Below are 19,791 nucleotides of genomic sequence, written 5' to 3'. Positions count from 1 at the left end.
CTTAAACGGATATGAACTTTACAGGAACTTGAATATTTTAATTTTTACTAGGTGCGAAAGTTGAGTAAGTAACCATCTTAAAGTCGTACCGATTGCAAAAAAGATGTACTGTTTAAAATAGAGTTATACCGTTTACAGCATGAAAGGTTGACAATGTCCCACGATGAAGGATATAGTAGACAGATAAAGTCTTTGATTGAGGTGATCATTCGATGAAGTATTCTAAAGCGACAAACTATGCCCTTCACACTATGCTTCATTTTGCGATAGCCACCCCAAATCTACGTGTTGGTGTACAGGAGTTGGCCCAACGGCTAGAGGTTTCACCTACATATTTGTCCAAAATCCTGACGAAGTTGGTTAAGGCGGGAATGATTGAATCTGCCTCCGGTGCCAATGGTGGATATAAGCTAAAGCCAGGCTGGGAAGACATTTCGTTTCTAGACATCATTCATGCGATTGAAGGATCTGCTTCCTTATTTGATGGTTGTTTGAACCATAATCCCGATTGTCTGATTCAAAAGGTAATGAGTTCGGCAGAAGAAAGAATGGAGGAGGAATTGAGGCATCAAAAAATTTCCGATCTAGCTAAGAAAGCAACTGGAATTCTTTAAAATACGGTTGTTTTCAAGCTGCATTACGGATATTAACTATCCATTAAGTCGGTGTTGTATTTTTTTGTGCGTTTTGGATATCAAATAGTTAAAATAAAAAATTTGGACAAAATGTTTTTATTCGGATTCGAAGGAGGATAACCATTGTGAAAGAAGTATTTGATTGTGCAATTTTAGGGGCTGGGCCTGCGGGTTTAGGTGCCAGTTTAATACTTGGGAGATCACGAAGAAATATCGCTTTATTTGATGATGGGACAAACAGAAACCGGGTTACGCAAGAATCACATGGTTTTATCACACGGGATGGGATTAAGCCAGCCGAGTTCAAAAATATTGCGCTGGAAGAACTAAAAAAGTATCCATCTGTTCATTTTTTTAGAGAAACCGTGGAGCAAGTTACAAAAACGAGTGACCAAACGTTTAAGATTACGACATCTACAGGTGGAGAATATCTAACGGAAAAGATTATTTTGGCAACAGGGATTCAAGAGGAATACCCATGTGTACCAGACATTAAAACGTATTACGGCAAAAGTCTATTCAGCTGCCCATATTGTGATGGGTGGGAATTAAGGGATCAACCATTAATTACAATCGCAGAAAATGAAGCTACCATTTATCATATAGCAAAACTTGTTCATAACTGGTCTAAAGATTTATTAGTCGCAACCAATGGTCATGAAATATCACAACATATTCAGAGCGAGCTGGAACGGAAAGGATTGACAGTCGTCACGGAACACATAAAAAAATTGATCGGGAAAAATGGTTGCCTCCAAAAGGTGGTTTTTGCTTCAGGACTAGAAATCGAAAGAAAGGGTGGATTTATTGCACCATCATTTTACCGACCGAATCAGTTTGCTGAACACCTTGGGTGTGAAATAAAGGAAAACGGCCAAATTGTAACGGATGATATGAATAGAACCTCACAGAAAAACATTTATGTGGCTGGGGAGGTTCAAAAATCCGCTCCTTCATCATTAATGATAGCTGCAGCGGAAGGATATATGGCCGGAGGTATTGTAAATGCTGATATTACAGATGAAAGATTTTAATTTGGCGGCTTAGGAAAAACTTTTGGTTCCTACTGGCATAGTTCATGGATGGCAAGAAGCTTTTTTCTTGCCTTTGGGAATATGATTATCTACATCATTGTGGCTATTTTACACAATGCCTTGCAATTTTCTTATAGTACTTCCTACACAATTGCTATATGGTTATGCTTGATGATCAGTTTATGCTTAGCAGACATCATGATAAGAAAAAAAGTATTTATGTAGGTGGATGTTGCATTGGTTCTACTCTTTTCAAATTCACCTGAATCGTCAGGCGGTTATAAGATTGCAGCTTGCCCTTCCCTTTTCGTGCATCACACGGGGTAATACCTTAAAGAGTTACGAGCCTGACTAAAGTAAAATCTAGTTATATCTCTTCAACAATTGTGGCACTTTAATGAAATAACAGAAGCAGAAAATGATCAATTGCAAAGATCTTTCTCTGCAAGTCATTTCTTAGGGGTTGAGCTAAGCGCCGATCACTCTAGAAAAGTGGCGAGATTGGCCAGCGTGGACCTCATCCCTTCTTCGTGATCGTCCTGCCGGATTCCTTCCGGCACGTTCTCGCAAACGATGGTGACTTCGGTGCCTTTCGAGACGGCGCGCAGTGTCCAAGTCATGATCATCGCCCCGGCGAATGCGGGGTCCTCGGATTCGAATTCAATTCGCTGCACGATCTGCTTATTCTCGACCAGCTTCAAGAATGTTCCCTGAACGGTGTCGGTGTCTTCCGTAGTTTTGCCGGGAGTTGATCGATTGGCTTCGACATAGGTGAGGGACATTCGATAGGTTCCGCCTTCCCGGGCATCGAACGTCTCAATACGGCCTTTCATCCCTTTCGGTGGAAGCCACGAAACCAGCGCCTCCGGATTCAGGAATGCCTGATAGACAGCTGGCGGCGGTGCTGAAATGATTCTCGATGCGGAGTCAATTCTTCCAGTGTTGAAATTCGTCATGATCCTTACAGACTTCAAAAAATTTCGCCCATAGACTCTTCATGAGTCGTTACATACATGATCTGTCCGTTGAGCGCTTGTGTATAAAACTCACCTTGCGATCTCGCATCCTCCGAAATAATATAGGGTTTCAACTTTCCCATCTTTTACAATCCTTTCATTTTAAATATTGGTATACACTGTTACCCTATCATAATGGTACACGTCTCGTTTCTTATCGATTGCTATTTTTGACAAAACTAATAGGGGCCGCATGCCGGTTCGGCATGGGAAGGATTCGTGTTGCACCGTATAATAATAGAATGGAGAGTTGCCCGATCTTTTTTGGGGGATCGTCTGTTAACATCTCTCTAATCGTTTTTCGAGATCTTGGTACAGCGTAGCAGAAAATAGCATTTTCATTAATTCCAGTGCATTATGAAAGAGAAGAATTCATTTCAATTAAGGAATGATTAAATGAAAAAGATTATTTTTATTCTCTTGGCTGCGGCTGCTATCATAATTGTTTTGATATTAAATAATGCTAATGCAAAACAGGATAACGCTATATACGTGGCTGTAAATGGAGATGATCAAAATGATGGTAAAAAATCAAAGCCCTATCGCACACTAAAAAAAGCTGCATCTGAAGCTAAGGCAGGGACAACTGTCTTCATACGAAAAGGAACTTACAACGAAAAGCTTGTCGTAAAACATAGTGGAACAAAATCAAAACCAATTACTTTTCGAGCATACAAAAAGGATAAGGTGGTTCTTAGTGGAAAAAAACTAAAGGATGCTGAAGGGGATACATCCTTAATTACGATTGATAATAAAAACTATATTACTATTAGCGGATTAATTATTCAGGATTTAACGACTGATTTATCAGATGAAACAGTCATGGGGATTTATGTAACAGGTTCCAGCAGTCATATCACATTAGAAAATAACCATGTGCGCCGGATAGAAACACTTGCAGAAGATGGTAATGGTCATGGAATCGCGATATACGGAACAGGTGCAATGACGGATATAAATGTTTTGAGTAATACAATAGAAGATTTAAAGCTCGGTTCTAGTGAATCTCTTGTTCTTAATGGAAATATTGACGGCTTTGCAGTGGAAAGCAACCTAGTTCGCCGAAATGATAATATCGGCATCGATCTGATTGGTTACGAAGGTACCTCTCATGATGAAAAAGCTGACTTTGTACGTAATGGAGTTGTAAAAAATAATAAGGTTTATGAAATATCCTCTTTTGGCAGTCCAGCTTACGGGGAAGAGTATTCTGCAGCAGGAATTTATGTAGATGGTGGAAAAAATATAACCATTGAAAAGAATACTGTTTATAAAAGCGATATCGGAATAGAAGCAGCCTCAGAGCATCCAAAAAAATATGCTGATACTATTAAAATTACAAACAATATTTTATATCATAACTTTTACACTGGAATATCAATTGGAGGGTATGATAAAAAACGGGGAGGGACTAAAAATTCAGTTATCTCTCAAAATATTATTTATCGAAATGACACGAAGGGTCTAGATGGCGGCCAGCTTTTATTACAGTATGGCATAAAAAACAACGTGATCGAAAAAAATCTTTTGACTGCTGGATCATCCCGCATATTTATCGCTAACTATTTTACAACAAATAAAGAAAATAAACTAAAGAAGAATGTATTCCATAAAGAAAAAGGAAAGAAGGGAAGATGGGTCTGGAAAGAAGAAGAATATACTTCTTTTACGGAATTTAAAAAAGCCTCAAATAGTGATGAAGAATCCAGTTATCTAGATCCAAGATATAAAAATGCAAAGAAATTTGATTTTGAACTAAAAAAGGATTCACTTGCATTAAAAATTATAGAATAAATTTCATGGAGAAATCTGTAACAATTGCTTTGCAAGATATGTCAAGGTGTCATTTTAGGTTGAATAAGGGAAAGAAGAATAGTAAAAAGGAAAAAAACGGGATTGGATTAAGGAATGAGGAGGACCATGCAATGAAGGGAAACCTACTGATTATTGAGGATGATCCAGAAATCAGCGACATGGTAGCAGATTACCTGGAAAAAGAAGGATACCAATCTACAGTTGTCCATGATGGAGAACAAGCTCTTCGGCAGTTCGTGCCAGACGGCTTTGACCTGGTCCTATTGGATTTAATGCTTCCCAAGCTGAATGGACTAGAGGTTTTGCGAAGACTTAGGGAACAAAGCCGGGTGCCCATTCTTATTTTGTCGGCAAAGGACGGAGAAGTCGATAAGGCACTTGGCCTGCGATTTGGCGCTGATGATTATATTTCCAAACCGTTCTCGCCGATTGAATTAGCCGCACGTGTTGAGGCAGCCATTCGCAGGGCAACGCAATATTCCAACGCTGATAACGGGAATGAGCCGGAACGGCAGTTACTGTCTGTCGGCGAATTAATCATAGATCCCAATAATTTCAAAGTCTTGAAGAAAAACAAAGAGATTAAGCTGACCGCCAAGGAATTTCAGATCCTGAAGCTGTTTGTTCAACATCCGACGCGGGTTTATACGAAGGCGATGCTTTATCAACTTGTATGGGATGAAGAATACTATCATGACGACAATGTCATTAACGTACATATGAGGCGCTTGCGGGAGAAGATTGAGGACGATCCGTCCAATCCCCGTTATATTTGCACGCTGTGGGGAATCGGTTATCGGCTGGGAGAACAGTAAATGGCAATGTTTTGGTGGATCTGGCTGATTGTTGCTGTGGGATTTTTCCTATTGTATTTACGTGAGCGGGCATCGAGAAAGGCGATTCGAAATGATCTGGCCTACATTAACAAAAAAATGGGGAAATTTACAGACGAAAACCAACCCCTAACGCAGGAAAGTCTTCTCGTGGTGACCGGTGAACCCGAGCTGCAGGAGCTGCTTCGTGCGGTCAATGCACTACTTGACCGCGCGCGTCAGTCGGCTTCAGATTATGAGCAAATGGAACAGTCGATGCGCAGGATGCTGTCGAATGTGTCCCATGATTTAAAAACGCCGCTCACTGTCATTGTGGGCTACGCTGAGGTACTTGACCGGAATTCCGACTTGTCTGAGGATGAACGCCGAAGGATGCTTGGCCAGGTCCACAAAAAGACGACCCAGGTGCAGGAACTGATCAATGCCTTTTTTGATTTGTCTAAACTCGAGTCTGATGACTACGACATTCCGCTCTCCATAGTGGACGTTTGTGAGGTGTGCCGTCAGCGTATATTGGTTTATTTCGATCTTCTTTCTGAACAGGATATCAAGGTGGATATTCGTCTTCCCGAAGAGCCGGTATGGGTGTATGCGAATGAGGAGGCTCTGTCAAGAATTCTTGATAATTTGCTGTCCAACGCCATACGTTATGGTGCAGACGGAGGGTATCTGGGATTGTCGCTTACACCGGTCAAAGAGGAAGTCCAGATTGACGTGATTGATCGTGGACGCGGCATCGCTAAGGCGGATCAAGAAAGAATCTTTGAAAGAATGTACACAATGGATGATTCGAGAAACCGCAATTACAAGGCAGCGGGCTGGGGCTCGCCATTACAAAGAGACTCACAGAGCGATTGGGCGCCCGCATTAGCCTGGTCAGCATTCCGAATCAGCGCACTTGTTTTACTGTAACCCTTCCCAAGTCCGAATTCGGCTCCTCTCAATAAAGTGAAACGGCCAAATTAAGAAATAAGTAAGTTTTTCGTTATAGAAAAGAGAGAGTTCTTCGCTATTCTAATTATGAGATAAAAATAAGCAGGGAGTGAAGGAAGTGACAAGTGTCATCCGAACAAAGTTACTTAGTAAGAGTTACGGAGCGGAAGAGGTTGTGTCTAGCGTCAATATGAACGTTCAACGCGGCGAAATCTACGGATTTCTCGGGCCGAATGGCGCAGGGAAATCGACTTTAATGAAGATGTTGCTTGGACTGGTGAAGCCCACTGGGGGCGAAATCGAGCTGTTCGGAGAGCGGTTGAATATCAATTCGACGGAACACCTCAAACGAATCGGCCATTTGATTGAAACCCCGGTCTTCTATGAGAAGCTAACCGCGGAGCAAAATCTAGAGCTTCATGGCGAGTACATGGGGTATTACAATACACAGAGAGTTCGTGAAGCATTGGAGCTAGTACAGCTATCGGGGGTTGATGACAAGCCTGTAAAGCAATTCTCGCTTGGCATGAGACAGCGGCTCGGGATTGCGCGGGCGATCTCTACCCGGCCTGAATTGCTATTATTGGATGAACCCGTGAATGGCTTAGACCCGGAAGGCATTCAAGTCATACGAAATTTATTCCGCAGGCTGCGCGATGAATGGGGCCTATCGCTTTTGATTTCCAGCCATTTGCTTTCGGAGATTGAGCAGGTAGCCGACACGATCGGCGTTATCAATGGTGGACAATTGATTCGTCAGGTATCTATGGAAGATGTTCGGGCATCTACAACGGATTATGTGGAGATTGTCACCTCGAATATTACCCTTGCTGCCTTCGTGCTAGAGAAGAAACTGGATTTAAATAATTTCAAACAAATCAGCGATCGTGCAATACGTGTCTATGACTTGAGAATTTCGCAGGATACGTTATCCAAAGAACTTGTATTGAACGATGTGCCGATTGAATCGATCAATCGCCACCATCATTCATTAGAGGAATACTTCTTCGATATGATTAAAGGAGGTACGAACTATGAAGCATCTTATCAAGCTGGAGTTTAAGAAAGGCGCCCTTAACGGTTACCTATGGGGAGCCCTGCTTGCTTACGCGGGCATCGCCGGTCTTATGGTGATTATTTATTTTACCAGCCATAACATGGCGGAGGATGGATTTCAGAACTATGAGGATGCGCTGAATGCTATTAATACACTTGTACTGGCGACGTTTATCATTTACGCATCGGTGCTCATATCAAAGCTTATTATTAACGAATTCAAGGATAAGACCATCACCCTCTTATTCGCCTATCCAATAAACCGCAAGAAACTTATTCTTGCCAAACTGTCGATCGTATTCTTCTGGACATTCGTCAATGTCGTTTTAGCCAATCTGCTCATTGACGCCTTGTTTATCACGATTAATCATAGCTTTGGCTACGTGTCCGGCACTTTAACGACCACGTTGCTAGTTCATCATGCAATATATGTGTTGCTACAGGCCTTCGGAGCAGCCGGAATGAGCTTGTTGGCACTGGTGTTGGGCTTACGCAAGAAATCAGCGGCAGCCACTGTCGCGTCGTCCATTTTTATCGTAATGATCGTATGCTCGAGCAATGGAGGTTTTAGCCTAAGTTCTATTATTGTAATTCCTTTGTCCCTTGCTGTACTGGGCATACTCATTACTTATCTAAGCTTTCGGAATATTGATCGGGTGGATGTGGGGTGAACGGATTATTTCACCAAGTTACCTCAAAGATTATATAAAGGTTAATTTAGCCAGTGTTTTTTAACAATGCTGATTATGAATGAACTCAATTGTATGAGTTCATTTATTAATCATAATATACGGGGGATTTAATAATGAAGAGAAGAGTTTCTGTAATCATTGCTTCTATGGTCATTTTTTATATGTTTTTAATAATACCGATAACCCATGTTCTAGGTAATAAAGATCATAAGGATCGAATCAAAGAAACGGCTCATAATATGGCTTCGGAGATCGTATCTAAGTATGATGTAAGTGGTATACAGTATGCAATCAACGATAATGGCTCCATTACCTTGTCAGATAGTGCTGGGGTCTATGATAAAGCGACCAAGGCTCCGATAACCAAAGACACGATGTTTGGTATCGGCTCGGTAAGCAAGATGTATGTAACGGCTGCAACGATGATGTTGGTTGATTCTCATAAAGTCGATCTAGATAAACCACTTACAACGTATATCAAAGACTTTTCAATGTCAGATGAAAGATATAAAGATATTACACCACGTATGCTAATGAATCATTCGTCAGGACTTTACGGTACTCATTACGGAAACAGTATGTTATTTGATGATAATGATACCCAAAATCATGATCAATTATTAGAAAAATTACAAACCAGTCGTTTAAAATCCAAACCTGGTGAGTATTCTGTGTATTGTAATGATGGGTTCCAACTGCTTGAAATATTGGTTGAACGAGTGAGTGGTTTAAGCTATACGGATTTTCTTGAAACCTATATTCGCAACCTATTAAATTTAAACTCTACCAAAACACCACTCGACAATTTTGATAGACAAAGGCTGGCAAAAACTTACTTTCCTACGATAGATAAGGCTTTACCCGTTGAGAATGCCAATGTCATCGGAGCAGGAGGGTTATATTCGACGGCAGAAGAATTAAGTAAGTTTTCAGAAGTATTAATAGGCAAACACACAGACATTTTATCTGAAAAATCAGTAAAGTCTATGCAAAGTCCTGAATATAAAAAAGGAGTGTGGGTTTCTGACGAGACCAATAGCACGAATTATGGTCTTGGTTGGGACGCCGTTAGCTTGGCACCGTTTAATGAATATGGAATCACTGCATTATCTAAAGGTGGAGATACAATTCTGTATCATGCTGACTTGATTGCCATACCAGAATATAATATCTCTATAGCTGTGCTCTCATCCGGTGGCAGCTCCATTTTTAATACGATATTTGCATCTAATGTGTTATTAGAATACTTAAAGGATAAAGGTATTATTAAAGACATACTACCTGACAAAACATTTGAGCCTCCTAAACAGGTAGAAATGCCCTCCGATTTGCTTTCTTATTCTGGATTATACGGAACAGTGGATTCAACAATAAATATCGAGATTAATAATGGGGTAATTAAATTACCAGAGCTTGGAGGGCTTATACCAGCACAACAATATGTGTATACCGGCAATGGACAATTCAAAAGTAGCGATGGCAGTGCGGTAGTAAGCTTTGACAATCAAACAAATGGTAAAACCTATTTAAAGCTTAACGCATATTCGGATTTTCCGGGAATAGGCCAGATGGGTATGGTAACCTATGAATACCAAAAGCTAGATGCCAATCCTTTAAATGATACAACTAAACAGGTATGGAAAAAAAGAAATGGGAAAAAGTACTATGCTTTAGATGAGAAGATCACTTCTGTTTTCTATCTAGATCCATCGATCTTAATAAAGAATATATCTGTTGATCTTGATCATGGATACGCAAACGGCACTAAAATTATGGATGAGAATAAAGCAGTAAATGCTGTCGAAATTCCAATTATGGCCGGAAGAGATGTATTTGATTTAAATTTTTACAAAATGAAACAAGAGGAGTATTTAGAGATTGATGGATTCTCCTATATTAGCGAGGATGCTATAAAACCAATCTCTGGAGGGAAAACATCGACTCCTACAATAAAACCTGATGGCCATGCAAGATGGTATAAAATTGATGAAAAATCAGCCAATCAGATCATGACGGTCGATGTTCCAGCAAGTGGAGGATTTGCAGTTTACGACAAAGAGGGAAAGACTGTAAATTTCTCAAGGGCAAGCCATAAAAATTCAGTAGTACTGCCAGAAGATGGGTTGATCGTTTTTGGTGGCAATGTAGGAGATGTATTTAAAATCAGTTTGGATAATAATTAGAATAGTAGATATTGCCTGTTTGATACGAGATAAGATGTCAATTAAATCTAAGACTATAGATAGAGCGAACTCAAAGCAACAAAATTTCGAGTGAAAGCCTATAAATCTACTTATAATTGTTGATTTAAAATAAAGTTGTGCTGTTTAAAAAAAGTCATACCGTTTTGAGAAAAGTTTAACTGTTTATCAATTTGATATCCATTGCTTTGTAGACTGAAAAAATATCAGCATATGCTTTTTGAATATCTTCTGCTGTATTTGACTTCTACTAACATCGATTCTAAATTAATCCAATCTAGAAAAAAGCCGATGATTCCTACGCTGAGCAATCATCGGCTTTTACCGTGATTGCTACTGTCGCACATGAGGTACGCACACCATTATAAAGGGGTTTTTTAACAAATAACATAATGATATTTTATTAATGGCTCTATTATTGAACAGGAAAACTTGATTAACTTGACACAGATGATTAAGTACAATAGTTTGACTGAGATAAAGGAGTGAAATATATTTAGGGTACTAAATAAAAAGAAGGTGGATGCTATGGTTGATGATGAGATTCGGGAACTTCTTGGTAAAATATGCTCCCAAACACGACGTAATTACTCAGGCTTGCTGCGCCAATTTAACATTCATGTTGGCCAGGATCATGCACTATGCCAGCTTTGGATGGAAGAAGGCATTACACAGTTGGAGTTAAGTGAACGCATGGGCTGTGAACCTCCCACTGTAACGAATATGATAAAGAAGCTCGAAGAATACGGTTTAGTTTATCGCAGGCGTGATAGCGCAGATGGGAGAGTAAGCAGGGTTTATTTAACATCCGAAGGCCGATCTTTGCAACAACCGGTTCAGGAAGTTTGGAGAAATCAGCAAGAGAAGCTGCTGGACGGTATCTTGCCTGAGGAACGCTTATTGCTGCGTCGTCTTATGCAACAAATGCTTGAAAATATTTCTTAATCCTGAGGTGTAAAGCCTTTTTTTATACGTTAGGGAAGTATTAATTTGCAGCACGGTAGAAGAAATTTTAAGTCCTAAGTATAAGTGTAACTACGCTTCTGTCTTCGCCTTTTTGGGCTCGCCAATCAGCGAGTTTTCTTTTAAAAAATTAGCCTGCTAAGTAATTGGGAATGAAGAATGAATTCACTCAACTCGAGAGAGCCGTTCCCAATCGAATACGGGGAGATGGGTGAGGATGGTCGGGTTTTTCAGGAGCATTTTCCAAGATTACAAATAAAATTGAAAGGGATTGATTTGCATGGCAAAAACGGATTTACAATTATCCATTTTAGACTTGGCAACAATATATAATGGAGAATCAGCAACACAAACATTACTAAACTCTACGGAGCTTGTGCAGTTAGCTGATCGTCTTGGCTACACCCGCTACTGGTTTGCGGAACATCATAATACGAAGCACCAGATGAGTACTTCTCCTGATTTATTAAGTGCCCATGCAGCAGCCATTTCGAAAAACATTCGTATAGGATCTGGTGGGATCATGCTGCCGAATCACAGTCCACTTAAGGTAGCAGAGAATTTTTCTTTACTGGAAGCATTGCATCCTGGGCGAATTGACCTTGGAATTGGTCGGGCGCCTGGGACGGATGGCCTGACTGCATTGGCATTAAGGCGATCACGAGAAGCGGTGACTACTTATGATTTTCCTGAGCAATTAAATGAATTGCTTTCCTTTTTTTCGCGTAAGTTTCCTGATAATCACCCATTCAAAGATATTACTCCTTCACCGGATAAGAATTTGATACCTGATATTTATATGCTCGGGTCAAGTAATGGAGGTATGCAGTTCGCTTCACACTACGGACTTGGGTTTGTATTCGCAGCACACATTTCTCCCCATTTGGCAGTACCAATGCTGCGCGCTTATCGTGAAAACTTTAAACCTTCATCTTTTATGCCTGAACCGAAAAGCGTACTGGCCATCATTGTTGTTGCTGCTGAGACAGAGGAAGAAGCAGAATATCTGGCAGGACCAGCGGAATTACAATGGGTAAGATGGGGAACGGGAGAATTTCATCTAGCTCCTCCAACGCTTGAAGAAGCGAGTTCCCATGTCTATACAGACCAAGAGGAAGCAGTGCGACGAGAAAATAAGGGTCGCTTTGTGATAGGCAGCGTGGAGAATGTAGAGAAGAAACTAAGGAAACTTGCGAAAGATGCAATGGTTGATGAAATTATGATTTTGAATATGTTGACCGAAAAAACCACACGACATAAGTCATATGCACTTTTGGCAGACGCTTTTAATCTTTCTCCTTCAAATAATGAAAAAGTGTAGTGGCTAAGGAGAAGAAGGGGATAACCCAACTACACAAGTATCTTCATTTTTTGGTATAATAAATGCACTTTAAAACCGCCACTGTAGCTCCAGAAGGGAAGAGCGCCGGAAAACAAATTGTAGAACCGGGTCGCAAGGCAAGGGTTTCAGAAGCACCGAAAAGCAAAAACAGCTGAGGCAGGTGCAATTCCTGCCGGTGAAATTCCGTAGGGAAGCGTGTTCTCCCCTAGCCTATGCTTAGGAAACGAGTACGGGTTCGAATCCCGTCAGTGGCATGTCCTTTATTACGATCATTAGGCGAGAACGCCCTTCATTTCAATGAGGGAATGGATCGCCTTATTTTTTTGTATTTGCCTGAAATCACTTGCATGTCCGTTTTCTTTTTCATACTGAAATGGAACAACGGGCACGACTATTTCTTCATCCGTGCCTCTGTCGAGTGAGCAGCTACCGAATTTCCACAAGGAAGCTCTCCATTTCAATGGAGAGAGGATGTCACTGAGTTTTGTTGGAGGATTTTGAATATATGAAAAAAACGTATTTTATTTGGCTTGCTATCCACTGTGTTGTATGGGCATTAGCCTTTTTAGGCTTTCCACCGAGCTTAAACGAAGGACGCCTAGCGAGTATTTGCTTATTTTTCATTATATTGTTTATTCTTCCGCTTTTTACAGAAAAACTTATGGTACAAAGCATATTATTCTGTATACAAGCACTGGCAACAATAGTTATCTTTTATCCTTTAGACCAAGTGTTTAATCCATATGTATTGTTAATACAAGCATTAATAATCGCCGAAGCTGTTTTTTACCTTTCTCGGTTGAAAAGTTTGGTTGTGATTGGTGTTCAGCTAGGAAGTATGACGTGGATCATCACGGAATCATCCCTTACTGCCTCACAATTGGCTTGGTGTGGACTTTTTTATCTTTTATTAGTGAGCGCAATGCTGCATTACCAAGCCATACGTAAACGGGAAATAGATACACGAAAAAAGAATGATGCCTTGCTAGATGAATACAGAAAGATGAAAAGGCAGCTTTTGACGGAGGAAGAGCAGGCAAGACAGGATGAGCGAATGTTGATTGGCCATGAAATACATGATTCTGTTGGCCATAAACTCACAGCACTAATCATGCAATTTGAGGCTTTCCGCTTAACTGCAGCTGAAAAGGACAAAGAAAAAATCAAAAATCTTAAAGCGCTTGCTGAACAAAGCTTAAAAGAAACAAGACGAGCTGTGAGATCCTTTAAGGAAAGAGAAGTAGGCGGATTACAAGGTGTTATACGATTAATTCGTAAATTAGAAATGGAAAGCTTTATGAAAATTAATTTTTCTGTTAAGCATGGAGCGTTTGCTGCACCATTAACAGGGGAGCAGTCCTTTGCGATCTATCGCGCCGTCCAAGAGGCACTGACCAATATTATGAAGCATAGCTCTACAAGAGAGGCGCAAGTGATGTTTGAATCCCCTGGCGGGAGTATTTTTCGCTTTGAAGTGATCAACCTCACAGCTCCTGATCCCTTTTTTCAAGAGGGATATGGTCTAAAGGCGATGCGCAATCGATTAGAAAAAGTAGGCGGTTCATTGGAAATCCATCATGACGAGCGCCAATTTGTAGTAAGAGGCAGTATGAGATTAATAGAAAGGAGTGAGCCGTATGATTAAAGTGCTGCTGGCAGAAGATCAAGTAATGGTGCGCCAAGGTTTAAAGGCGATGATCGAAACGGATGAAGAAATTGAAGTAACGGGAGAAGCTGACAATGGCAGGGAAGCGGTCCGTTTATGCGATAAACAGCTTTTTGATGTGGCGATTTTAGATATACGTATGCCTGAAATGGATGGAATTGAAGCGGCTAAGATTTTACGCTCGCGTTTTCCTCATATGAAAATTCTAATGCTGACTACTTTTGATGATAATCAATATGTGATGGACGCCCTAAAACTGGGTGTTAGTGGTTATATGTTGAAAAATGGGGATACAGCGTCACTGATACGTTCGATTAAAAGTGCAATAGGTGGTGGCCTCTCATTGGAGGATCAGGTTGCGGCAAAGGTGATGCCTGTATTACTTCAAAATCAAGTAGAGGAGTCCATTGATCCGACGTTAACACCAAGGGAAAGAGCGATTTTAAAGTGTATTGGAGAAGGATTGAACAATAAGGAAGCAGCGGAACGATTAGGCTTGTCAGTGGGCACGGTTAAGAATCAAACGAGTCACATTTTAGATAAATTGGAATTAAGGGATCGAACACAGTTAGCGATTTATGCAATTCGCCACCGTTTGATATAAGTTAGAAAAAATGACGAAAGTAACAAAAGTTTATTTGCAGAGTGACCAGAGTCAGTAGTGGCTTTGGTTTTTTTATTTTAAGATGCAGTTATAAGAAAACGGATGAGAGAAAAAAGGAGGCCACCTCATGCTTGAAGCAATACGTTTAAGCAAATTTTTCAAAGGAAAAAAGGCAGTGCAAGATGTCAATTTATATTTGGACAATGGAGAATCCGTTGGTTTATTAGGGCCTAATGGGGCCGGGAAATCTACGACGATTTCAATGATTTCAACTTTGTTAAAGCCGACAAGCGGTGAAATAAAGTTGAATGGTGTAAATACGATTGAAAAACCGGGAGAAATTAGAAAAATTTTAGGTGTCGTACCGCAGGAATTAGCGCTTTATCAGGAGCTTTCAGCCTATGAAAACCTTAAATTTTTTGGATCCATTTATAAAATGAAAGGAAAGGAACTAGAAAAAAGCATTAGAAAAGTATTGGAAATTGTAGGATTAGAAGATCGCCAAAAGGATGTAGTGAAAACTTTTTCTGGCGGCATGAAGCGTAGGCTCAACATTGCGGCAGCATTATTACATCAGCCGCAAATTCTCATTTTAGATGAGCCAACCGTTGGCATTGACCCGCAATCAAGAAATCATATCTTGGAAACGGTACGAAGATTAAATGAAAAAGATGGGACGACGATCTTATACACAAGTCATTACATGGAGGAAGTTGAACAACTCTGTGATCGAGTATACATTATGGACCATGGCGAAATTATTGCAGCAGGTACAAAAGCTGAATTACTTAGCATTTTATCGACTGAGGATACGATAAAACTAGAGTTAAGCAGGATGGACGAAGCTTTTGCCGAGCATGTAAAGACGATAGACGGTATTCGTAAAGTAGAGGCTTCTCATTTACAAATGAAGATCATTGCAAAAAAAGGCAGCAATTTGATCAGTGAGCTTGTCCATCTTGCCGATCAGCATCATATGCAAATCATTAATTTTCATACAGAGACTCCTAGTTTGGAGGACGTATTTCTTCATTTGACTGGACGGACGTTACGGAATTGAGGGGGTGTAATGATGCGAAGCTTTATAAAAAAGGATTTGTTAATATTTTGGCGTGATCGGAAAGAGCTTATTACGGTACTTGTGCTTCCCATCATTTTAGTAGTTGTGTTAAATTTTGCTTTTGCTGGATTGTTTGGCAACGAAAAAGAGTTGTCTATGGATTTACAATTAGCCGTCGTGAATCAGGATGACGAAACAAAGGCAATGGCACAATTGAAGGAAAAATTGGTTAAGGAAGCTTCATTAGGAGAAGAGGAAGCGCTAAAGCTAGTTGAACAAGCAAGTGTTGTACGTCCTGTTCAAATGTTATTAGACTATCTTGGCAGTGAGGATGTAAAGGAATGGGTAACAGTTCACAAGCTTGAAGGAGCAGAGGCAGTGGACAAAGTTGAAGATGGCGATCTAGACGCCATCCTTGTTATACCTGATGGTTTTACTGCTGATAGCTTATATGCTGCTTTTACAGGAGAATCTTCTACGATCTCGTTGAAATATAAGATGGAAAAAGAAACGAATAACAATAGTACGTTATACAATATCATTCACGGCTTCATTGATAATATGAATTATCAGTTTGCACTACAGAAAATAGACGGTGCCTCGGAGGCAGAAGTGACGCTTCCAGAAGGAGGCTTTGAGGAAGTAGGAACGGGGGAAAGCTTTACGTTAACCCAATATTTTACGATTGCGATGGGAGCATTGTTTGCCTTATTCTTAGCGGCTACGGTCGCAACTAAAACAGGAGTCGAAATTAGGCAACAGGTGTTCAATCGAATCTTATTAGCGAATAGTAATCCAATGCTTTTTTTAATAGGGAAAATGGTGTCAACGTTTTGCTTAGCTTGGTTACAAATTATGTTTGTATTTATATTATCTCACTTCATCTTAGATGTATTTCCTGGTCGTTCCATGGCCTTTTGGTCTGGCATTGTGGGAGTTGTTACCTTACTTTCGCTATCGATTGCCGGATTAGCTGCTGTTTTTACCACCATTTCCCTGAGAATGACGAATATTGATGCGGCAAATGGGATTTTTATGTTAATTATTTTACTGTTTGGTGTGATCGGAGGAAACTTTGTTCCTATTTATGTATTACCTGATTGGCTGCAACAAATTGGAGAGTGGACACCAAACGGTCTATCTTTAGTGATGTTAACAGAGTGGATCCAATTTAGGGAGTTATCCTCCTTAGTCATGCCAAGCGTCTTATTGATCGGTTTCTTTTTATTATGTACCGTGATTGCTTTAGCCTTGTATCCGAATAGGGGGAAAGCGTAGTGACTTCAATAGTATGGGCACAATTTGCTAAAGATAAACGAAACCCGTTAGTTGTTCTATTATTTATTATTGGAAGTATTCTCGCTACCCTTTTATTCGGTGGAGGTGTTCATTCACCGACAAAGGTTGCTATTTTTAGTGAGGAAGAAAATGCCTCGGAAATCGAGAAAAAGTGGGAAGAGTTGTTGAATGTTGATGATTCCTTTCGCTTTGTAATAGTCGATCCGGACCAAGCCCGTGAAGATGTAAGGGAGGGGAAGGTCGATGTAGCAGTAAAGTTGATGGAGTTGGACTACAGATTAGTCGCAACGAGTGAACTTCCGAGTGTGTCTTATGTTCAGCAGCATGTTGAAAAAGTATTTCAACGAGAGGCACAAATTCGTGCGATTACCAAATCAGAAGGAAATGAAAATATTCGGAATGAAATCGAGAGCTATCTATCCGATGCCCCTTTTCAGATCGAGTTTCAAGGGCTTGACAGTGAAGAGATTCCTAATTATAACATGAGTACTCAATTATTGTTTGCTTTTACTTTTTTGATTTCAATGTTTATTGTTGGTTTTAAGGTTAACAATGTGACACATGACAAGGTTTCTGGTATTTGGAATCGGTTGATTCTGTCACCGATCAGTAAAACGAGTATGTATTTCGGTTATATCTTATATAGCTTTTTGATCGCTCTGTTTCAAATTGTTGTTGTGCTGATCGTATTTAAGTATGTGATGAATTATGAGGTTGGAGATAATCTGTTGATGATTATTTTGATTTCTGCGTTCTTTACATTTAGCATGATTAGCATTGCTATGTTAATTACCGGTTTTGTGAAGACACCAGAGCAATTTTATGCTATTTATCCATCATTGATTCCGCTTATTCCACTTATTAGCGGAGCCTATATGATGCCAGGGACGATTACGAATCCTGTGTTACTCTTTATTGCTGATTTATTTCCAATGGCACATGCCATGGATGCCATTTTATCTGTCATTTTCTATGATGCCGGCTTGCAAGAGGTCATGATGCCGCTAATGGTGATGTTGTTGATTGGAGTAGTGGCCATGGGTATAGGGATTAACCTTATCGAGCGCAGAAGTAATTAGTTTTTAGGTGAGATGAGTAAATATTTAGATGATTTTTTATCCCAGTGCGGCCGTCCGTAATAAGAAAAGCTGAAGGGCCTGTTCAGCTCTGAGAGAAAAGTGCTCTTCCGAGTAGTGGATGATTTGTATCCCGACGGAGGAAGAAATTTTTTCGAAGAGCTAGGTCCTAAAGCTGGACAAGACCCACTTCAACATTTAGAGATTTCGAAGCAAACTAAATTGTGGAGACGGTTATTTAAGAGTTTGGGCATTTTATATATGGGTTAATAATACGGGCATATCCAACCCGTCTTTGGATAAACTATGGAAGTAAGCATAGATGACATAAAGCGTATGTTTGATACAAACGTTTCAGGTGTTATCTATGGGAGCAAGGCCGTTGTGGAACATTTTAAAAGAGGTGTTCCAGGTGCTCTAATTAATGTTGGAAGTCTGTTGGACTGTTATTTAAAACTTTTGAGGTGAAAAAACGAATGGAAATGAATGACAATGAAAGTGTAAATTATTTTGACCAATCAATTACTGATTTTAAACAAGGGAGTAGTCGATTAAGCAACCGATTGCCAGAAATTACTCAAGGATACTTTGATTTTACTGAAGCATGTTTTCGAGAAGGGGCAATTAGTAAAAAACATAAACAACTAACTGCACTTAGTATAAGTATTTATGCACAGGACGAATATTGCATTATCTATCATACAAAAGGTGCCGTGGATCACGGAGCCACCGAGGAAGAATTGATGGAGGCAATTGCAATTAGTGCAGCTTTAGGCGGTGGTACGGCATTCTCCCAAGGTGTAACACTTGCAATGGATACATTTGATCATTACAACCAAACTTCCACATAAAAAAGGAGTTCATGTCAGTGGCTGAAGTAACTATTGTTGTAAAAGAAGCAACATCCGGTCCTGCTATTCAAGACATCGAACATTACCTAAATCAATTTGATGGCATAGATAGAGTTTTAGTGGACACAGCGGATGGTGAAGTTAAGATTGAATATGATGAGAAAAAAATATCAGGGAAACGGATTATTGGCAACTTACAGCAGCACGATTACAAAAGTAACTCGGTTAACGATTGTTGATCTTCAGCAAGCGATTTTCTATGCTAAAAAAACTGATAAGGAAAATGACCCCGGTGTAATTGTCGGGGTCATTTTGCATATTTTACTGAATTATTGGTTCAATTGTTGTTGGCATTGTGTGACAAGCTGTTGAATTTGCTGTAACTGCTGTGCCGCATTTTGTTCGCGTTGCGTAAATTGTAGCTGATTCGTAGCACTCGTTGTACCCTGTTGCTGCGCCTGTTGAAACCGTTCCGCATTTTGACGCTCCGTCTGTTCCAGCTGTTGAGCTATTTGAGCAATCTGTTGTAGTGTTGCCTGTGCTTCTTGCTTTGACATGACAATCTCTCCTTTTTCTTTAAATTCTATTTTATTGTGTGCAATGTTTATCGTTTAATACCATGAAGATGAAATCTAAGAGGAATTTCTAGGGGGAAAACGGACTATATTGTTAAGTGACAGTATCGTCGTTAAAAACATCAAAGAATGCATTAGTT

General features: G+C 40.0%; 20 protein-coding genes and 2 pseudogenes. 19 read left to right on the top strand and 3 right to left on the bottom strand.

The genetic code is table 11. From position 1 onward, the window contains the following. The first annotated feature begins 212 nt into the window (after positions 1–212). The 3 genes from DCC39_RS16805 to DCC39_RS19895 all read left to right on the top strand — a co-directional run bounded on the left by DCC39_RS16805 (position 213) and on the right by DCC39_RS19895 (position 1,894). Positions 213–614, top strand: a complete 402-nt coding sequence (locus tag DCC39_RS16805) for an Rrf2 family transcriptional regulator (RefSeq protein ID WP_116556057.1) — start codon at positions 213–215, stop codon at positions 612–614. Positions 615–757: 143 nt separating this feature from the next. Next, positions 758–1,669 carry an NAD(P)/FAD-dependent oxidoreductase gene (locus DCC39_RS16800; RefSeq protein WP_116556056.1) on the top strand — a complete coding sequence of 304 codons (912 nt, stop codon included), beginning with the start codon at positions 758–760 and terminating at the stop codon, positions 1,667–1,669. Positions 1,670–1,717: 48 nt separating this feature from the next. Beyond that, positions 1,718–1,894: a hypothetical protein gene (locus DCC39_RS19895; protein ID WP_116556055.1), complete on the top strand. Its 177-nt coding sequence runs from the start codon at positions 1,718–1,720 to the stop codon at positions 1,892–1,894. Positions 1,895–2,148: 254 nt separating this feature from the next. Here the strand turns inward: DCC39_RS19895 and DCC39_RS16785 are convergent, their stop codons facing one another. Beyond that, entirely contained in the window at positions 2,149–2,625 is a 477-nt protein-coding gene (locus tag DCC39_RS16785) for an SRPBCC family protein (RefSeq protein WP_116556059.1), read from the bottom strand. A 456-nt stretch (positions 2,626–3,081) separates the two neighbouring features. On the opposite strand from DCC39_RS16785, the gene DCC39_RS16780 reads away from it, so the two are divergent. The 8 genes and pseudogenes from DCC39_RS16780 (at position 3,082) to DCC39_RS16745 (ending at position 12,499) form a co-directional block, all read left to right on the top strand. Beyond that, entirely contained in the window at positions 3,082–4,479 is a 1,398-nt protein-coding gene (locus DCC39_RS16780) for a right-handed parallel beta-helix repeat-containing protein (protein ID WP_116556054.1), read from the top strand. A gap of 131 nt (positions 4,480–4,610) precedes the next feature. Continuing rightward, positions 4,611–5,315 carry a response regulator transcription factor gene (locus DCC39_RS16775; RefSeq protein ID WP_116556058.1) on the top strand — a complete coding sequence of 235 codons (705 nt, stop codon included), beginning with the start codon at positions 4,611–4,613 and terminating at the stop codon, positions 5,313–5,315. Continuing rightward, positions 5,316–6,280, top strand: a pseudogene (locus DCC39_RS16770) (sensor histidine kinase). Between the two features lie 104 nt (positions 6,281–6,384). Next, on the top strand, positions 6,385–7,329 hold the full coding sequence (locus tag DCC39_RS16765; RefSeq protein WP_116556053.1) for an ABC transporter ATP-binding protein: 945 nt from the start codon (positions 6,385–6,387) through the stop codon (positions 7,327–7,329). Beyond that, the gene (locus DCC39_RS16760; RefSeq protein WP_116556052.1) at positions 7,301–7,993 is read left to right on the top strand and encodes an ABC transporter permease; all 693 of its coding nucleotides are present in this window, start codon (positions 7,301–7,303) and stop codon (positions 7,991–7,993) included. The genes DCC39_RS16765 and DCC39_RS16760 overlap by 29 nt, the downstream gene beginning before the upstream one ends. 182 nt (positions 7,994–8,175) lie before the next feature. Further along, the gene (locus tag DCC39_RS16755; protein ID WP_407071870.1) at positions 8,176–10,197 is read left to right on the top strand and encodes a serine hydrolase domain-containing protein; all 2,022 of its coding nucleotides are present in this window, start codon (positions 8,176–8,178) and stop codon (positions 10,195–10,197) included. Positions 10,198–10,743: 546 nt separating this feature from the next. Further along, positions 10,744–11,160 (top strand): MarR family winged helix-turn-helix transcriptional regulator, encoded by a 417-nt coding sequence (locus DCC39_RS16750; protein ID WP_116556050.1) that lies wholly within the window; start codon positions 10,744–10,746, stop codon positions 11,158–11,160. A gap of 298 nt (positions 11,161–11,458) precedes the next feature. Continuing rightward, a complete protein-coding gene (locus DCC39_RS16745; RefSeq protein WP_116556049.1) occupies positions 11,459–12,499 on the top strand; it encodes an LLM class flavin-dependent oxidoreductase in 1,041 nt (346 codons plus the stop codon). A gap of 293 nt (positions 12,500–12,792) precedes the next feature. Here the strand turns inward: DCC39_RS16745 and DCC39_RS19200 are convergent, their stop codons facing one another. Beyond that, positions 12,793–12,963 (bottom strand): hypothetical protein, encoded by a 171-nt coding sequence (locus DCC39_RS19200; protein ID WP_165820916.1) that lies wholly within the window; start codon positions 12,961–12,963, stop codon positions 12,793–12,795. A 62-nt stretch (positions 12,964–13,025) separates the two neighbouring features. On the opposite strand from DCC39_RS19200, the gene DCC39_RS16740 reads away from it, so the two are divergent. The 8 genes and pseudogenes from DCC39_RS16740 to DCC39_RS16705 all read left to right on the top strand — a co-directional run bounded on the left by DCC39_RS16740 (position 13,026) and on the right by DCC39_RS16705 (position 19,315). Further along, positions 13,026–14,165, top strand: coding sequence for a sensor histidine kinase (locus tag DCC39_RS16740; protein WP_116556048.1), 1,140 nt, complete (start codon positions 13,026–13,028; stop codon positions 14,163–14,165). Further along, positions 14,158–14,790 carry a response regulator transcription factor gene (locus tag DCC39_RS16735; protein WP_116556047.1) on the top strand — a complete coding sequence of 211 codons (633 nt, stop codon included), beginning with the start codon at positions 14,158–14,160 and terminating at the stop codon, positions 14,788–14,790. The genes DCC39_RS16740 and DCC39_RS16735 overlap by 8 nt, the downstream gene beginning before the upstream one ends. A gap of 127 nt (positions 14,791–14,917) precedes the next feature. Further along, positions 14,918–15,850 carry an ABC transporter ATP-binding protein gene (locus DCC39_RS16730; protein ID WP_116556046.1) on the top strand — a complete coding sequence of 311 codons (933 nt, stop codon included), beginning with the start codon at positions 14,918–14,920 and terminating at the stop codon, positions 15,848–15,850. A 12-nt stretch (positions 15,851–15,862) separates the two neighbouring features. Next, entirely contained in the window at positions 15,863–17,128 is a 1,266-nt protein-coding gene (locus DCC39_RS16725; protein WP_116556045.1) for an ABC transporter permease, read from the top strand. Then, on the top strand, positions 17,128–18,228 hold the full coding sequence (locus DCC39_RS16720; protein ID WP_116556044.1) for an ABC transporter permease: 1,101 nt from the start codon (positions 17,128–17,130) through the stop codon (positions 18,226–18,228). Before DCC39_RS16725 ends, DCC39_RS16720 begins: the two co-directional genes overlap by 1 nt. Before the next feature lie 303 nt (positions 18,229–18,531). Beyond that, a pseudogene (locus DCC39_RS16715) lies at positions 18,532–18,663 on the top strand (SDR family NAD(P)-dependent oxidoreductase); the annotation flags it as partial. Positions 18,664–18,701: 38 nt separating this feature from the next. After that, positions 18,702–19,076 (top strand): carboxymuconolactone decarboxylase family protein, encoded by a 375-nt coding sequence (locus tag DCC39_RS16710; protein WP_116556042.1) that lies wholly within the window; start codon positions 18,702–18,704, stop codon positions 19,074–19,076. 17 nt (positions 19,077–19,093) lie between these two features. Further along, positions 19,094–19,315 (top strand): hypothetical protein, encoded by a 222-nt coding sequence (locus DCC39_RS16705; RefSeq protein WP_116556041.1) that lies wholly within the window; start codon positions 19,094–19,096, stop codon positions 19,313–19,315. Between the two features lie 90 nt (positions 19,316–19,405). Here the strand turns inward: DCC39_RS16705 and DCC39_RS16700 are convergent, their stop codons facing one another. Next, positions 19,406–19,633 carry a hypothetical protein gene (locus DCC39_RS16700; RefSeq protein WP_116556040.1) on the bottom strand — a complete coding sequence of 76 codons (228 nt, stop codon included), beginning with the start codon at positions 19,631–19,633 and terminating at the stop codon, positions 19,406–19,408. Positions 19,634–19,791: the final 158 nt, after the last annotated feature.

The sequence above is a fragment of the Pueribacillus theae genome (assembly GCF_003097615.1).
Classification (GTDB): Bacteria; Bacillota; Bacilli; order Bacillales; family UBA6769; genus Pueribacillus; species Pueribacillus theae.
Note: the sequence above shows the minus strand (reverse complement) of the source record. Positions and strands in the feature narration are given on the sequence as shown.

What these genes read in the sequence shown, in the direction of transcription:
- DCC39_RS16805 (WP_116556057.1), top strand. Translation starts at nt 213, where the DNA reads ATGAAGTATTCTAAAGCGACAAACTATGCCCTTCACACTATGCTTCAT.
- DCC39_RS19895 (WP_116556055.1), top strand. Translation starts at nt 1,718, where the DNA reads ATGGCAAGAAGCTTTTTTCTTGCCTTTGGGAATATGATTATCTACATC.
- DCC39_RS16785 (WP_116556059.1), bottom strand. Translation starts at nt 2,625, where the DNA reads ATGACGAATTTCAACACTGGAAGAATTGACTCCGCATCGAGAATCATT.
- DCC39_RS16780 (WP_116556054.1), top strand. Translation starts at nt 3,082, where the DNA reads ATGAAAAAGATTATTTTTATTCTCTTGGCTGCGGCTGCTATCATAATT.
- DCC39_RS16775 (WP_116556058.1), top strand. Translation starts at nt 4,611, where the DNA reads ATGAAGGGAAACCTACTGATTATTGAGGATGATCCAGAAATCAGCGAC.
- DCC39_RS16760 (WP_116556052.1), top strand. Translation starts at nt 7,301, where the DNA reads ATGAAGCATCTTATCAAGCTGGAGTTTAAGAAAGGCGCCCTTAACGGT.
- DCC39_RS16755 (WP_407071870.1), top strand. Translation starts at nt 8,176, where the DNA reads ATGTTTTTAATAATACCGATAACCCATGTTCTAGGTAATAAAGATCAT.
- DCC39_RS16750 (WP_116556050.1), top strand. Translation starts at nt 10,744, where the DNA reads ATGGTTGATGATGAGATTCGGGAACTTCTTGGTAAAATATGCTCCCAA.
- DCC39_RS16745 (WP_116556049.1), top strand. Translation starts at nt 11,459, where the DNA reads ATGGCAAAAACGGATTTACAATTATCCATTTTAGACTTGGCAACAATA.
- DCC39_RS16740 (WP_116556048.1), top strand. Translation starts at nt 13,026, where the DNA reads ATGAAAAAAACGTATTTTATTTGGCTTGCTATCCACTGTGTTGTATGG.
- DCC39_RS16735 (WP_116556047.1), top strand. Translation starts at nt 14,158, where the DNA reads ATGATTAAAGTGCTGCTGGCAGAAGATCAAGTAATGGTGCGCCAAGGT.
- DCC39_RS16730 (WP_116556046.1), top strand. Translation starts at nt 14,918, where the DNA reads ATGCTTGAAGCAATACGTTTAAGCAAATTTTTCAAAGGAAAAAAGGCA.
- DCC39_RS16725 (WP_116556045.1), top strand. Translation starts at nt 15,863, where the DNA reads ATGCGAAGCTTTATAAAAAAGGATTTGTTAATATTTTGGCGTGATCGG.
- DCC39_RS16710 (WP_116556042.1), top strand. Translation starts at nt 18,702, where the DNA reads ATGGAAATGAATGACAATGAAAGTGTAAATTATTTTGACCAATCAATT.
- DCC39_RS16700 (WP_116556040.1), bottom strand. Translation starts at nt 19,633, where the DNA reads ATGTCAAAGCAAGAAGCACAGGCAACACTACAACAGATTGCTCAAATA.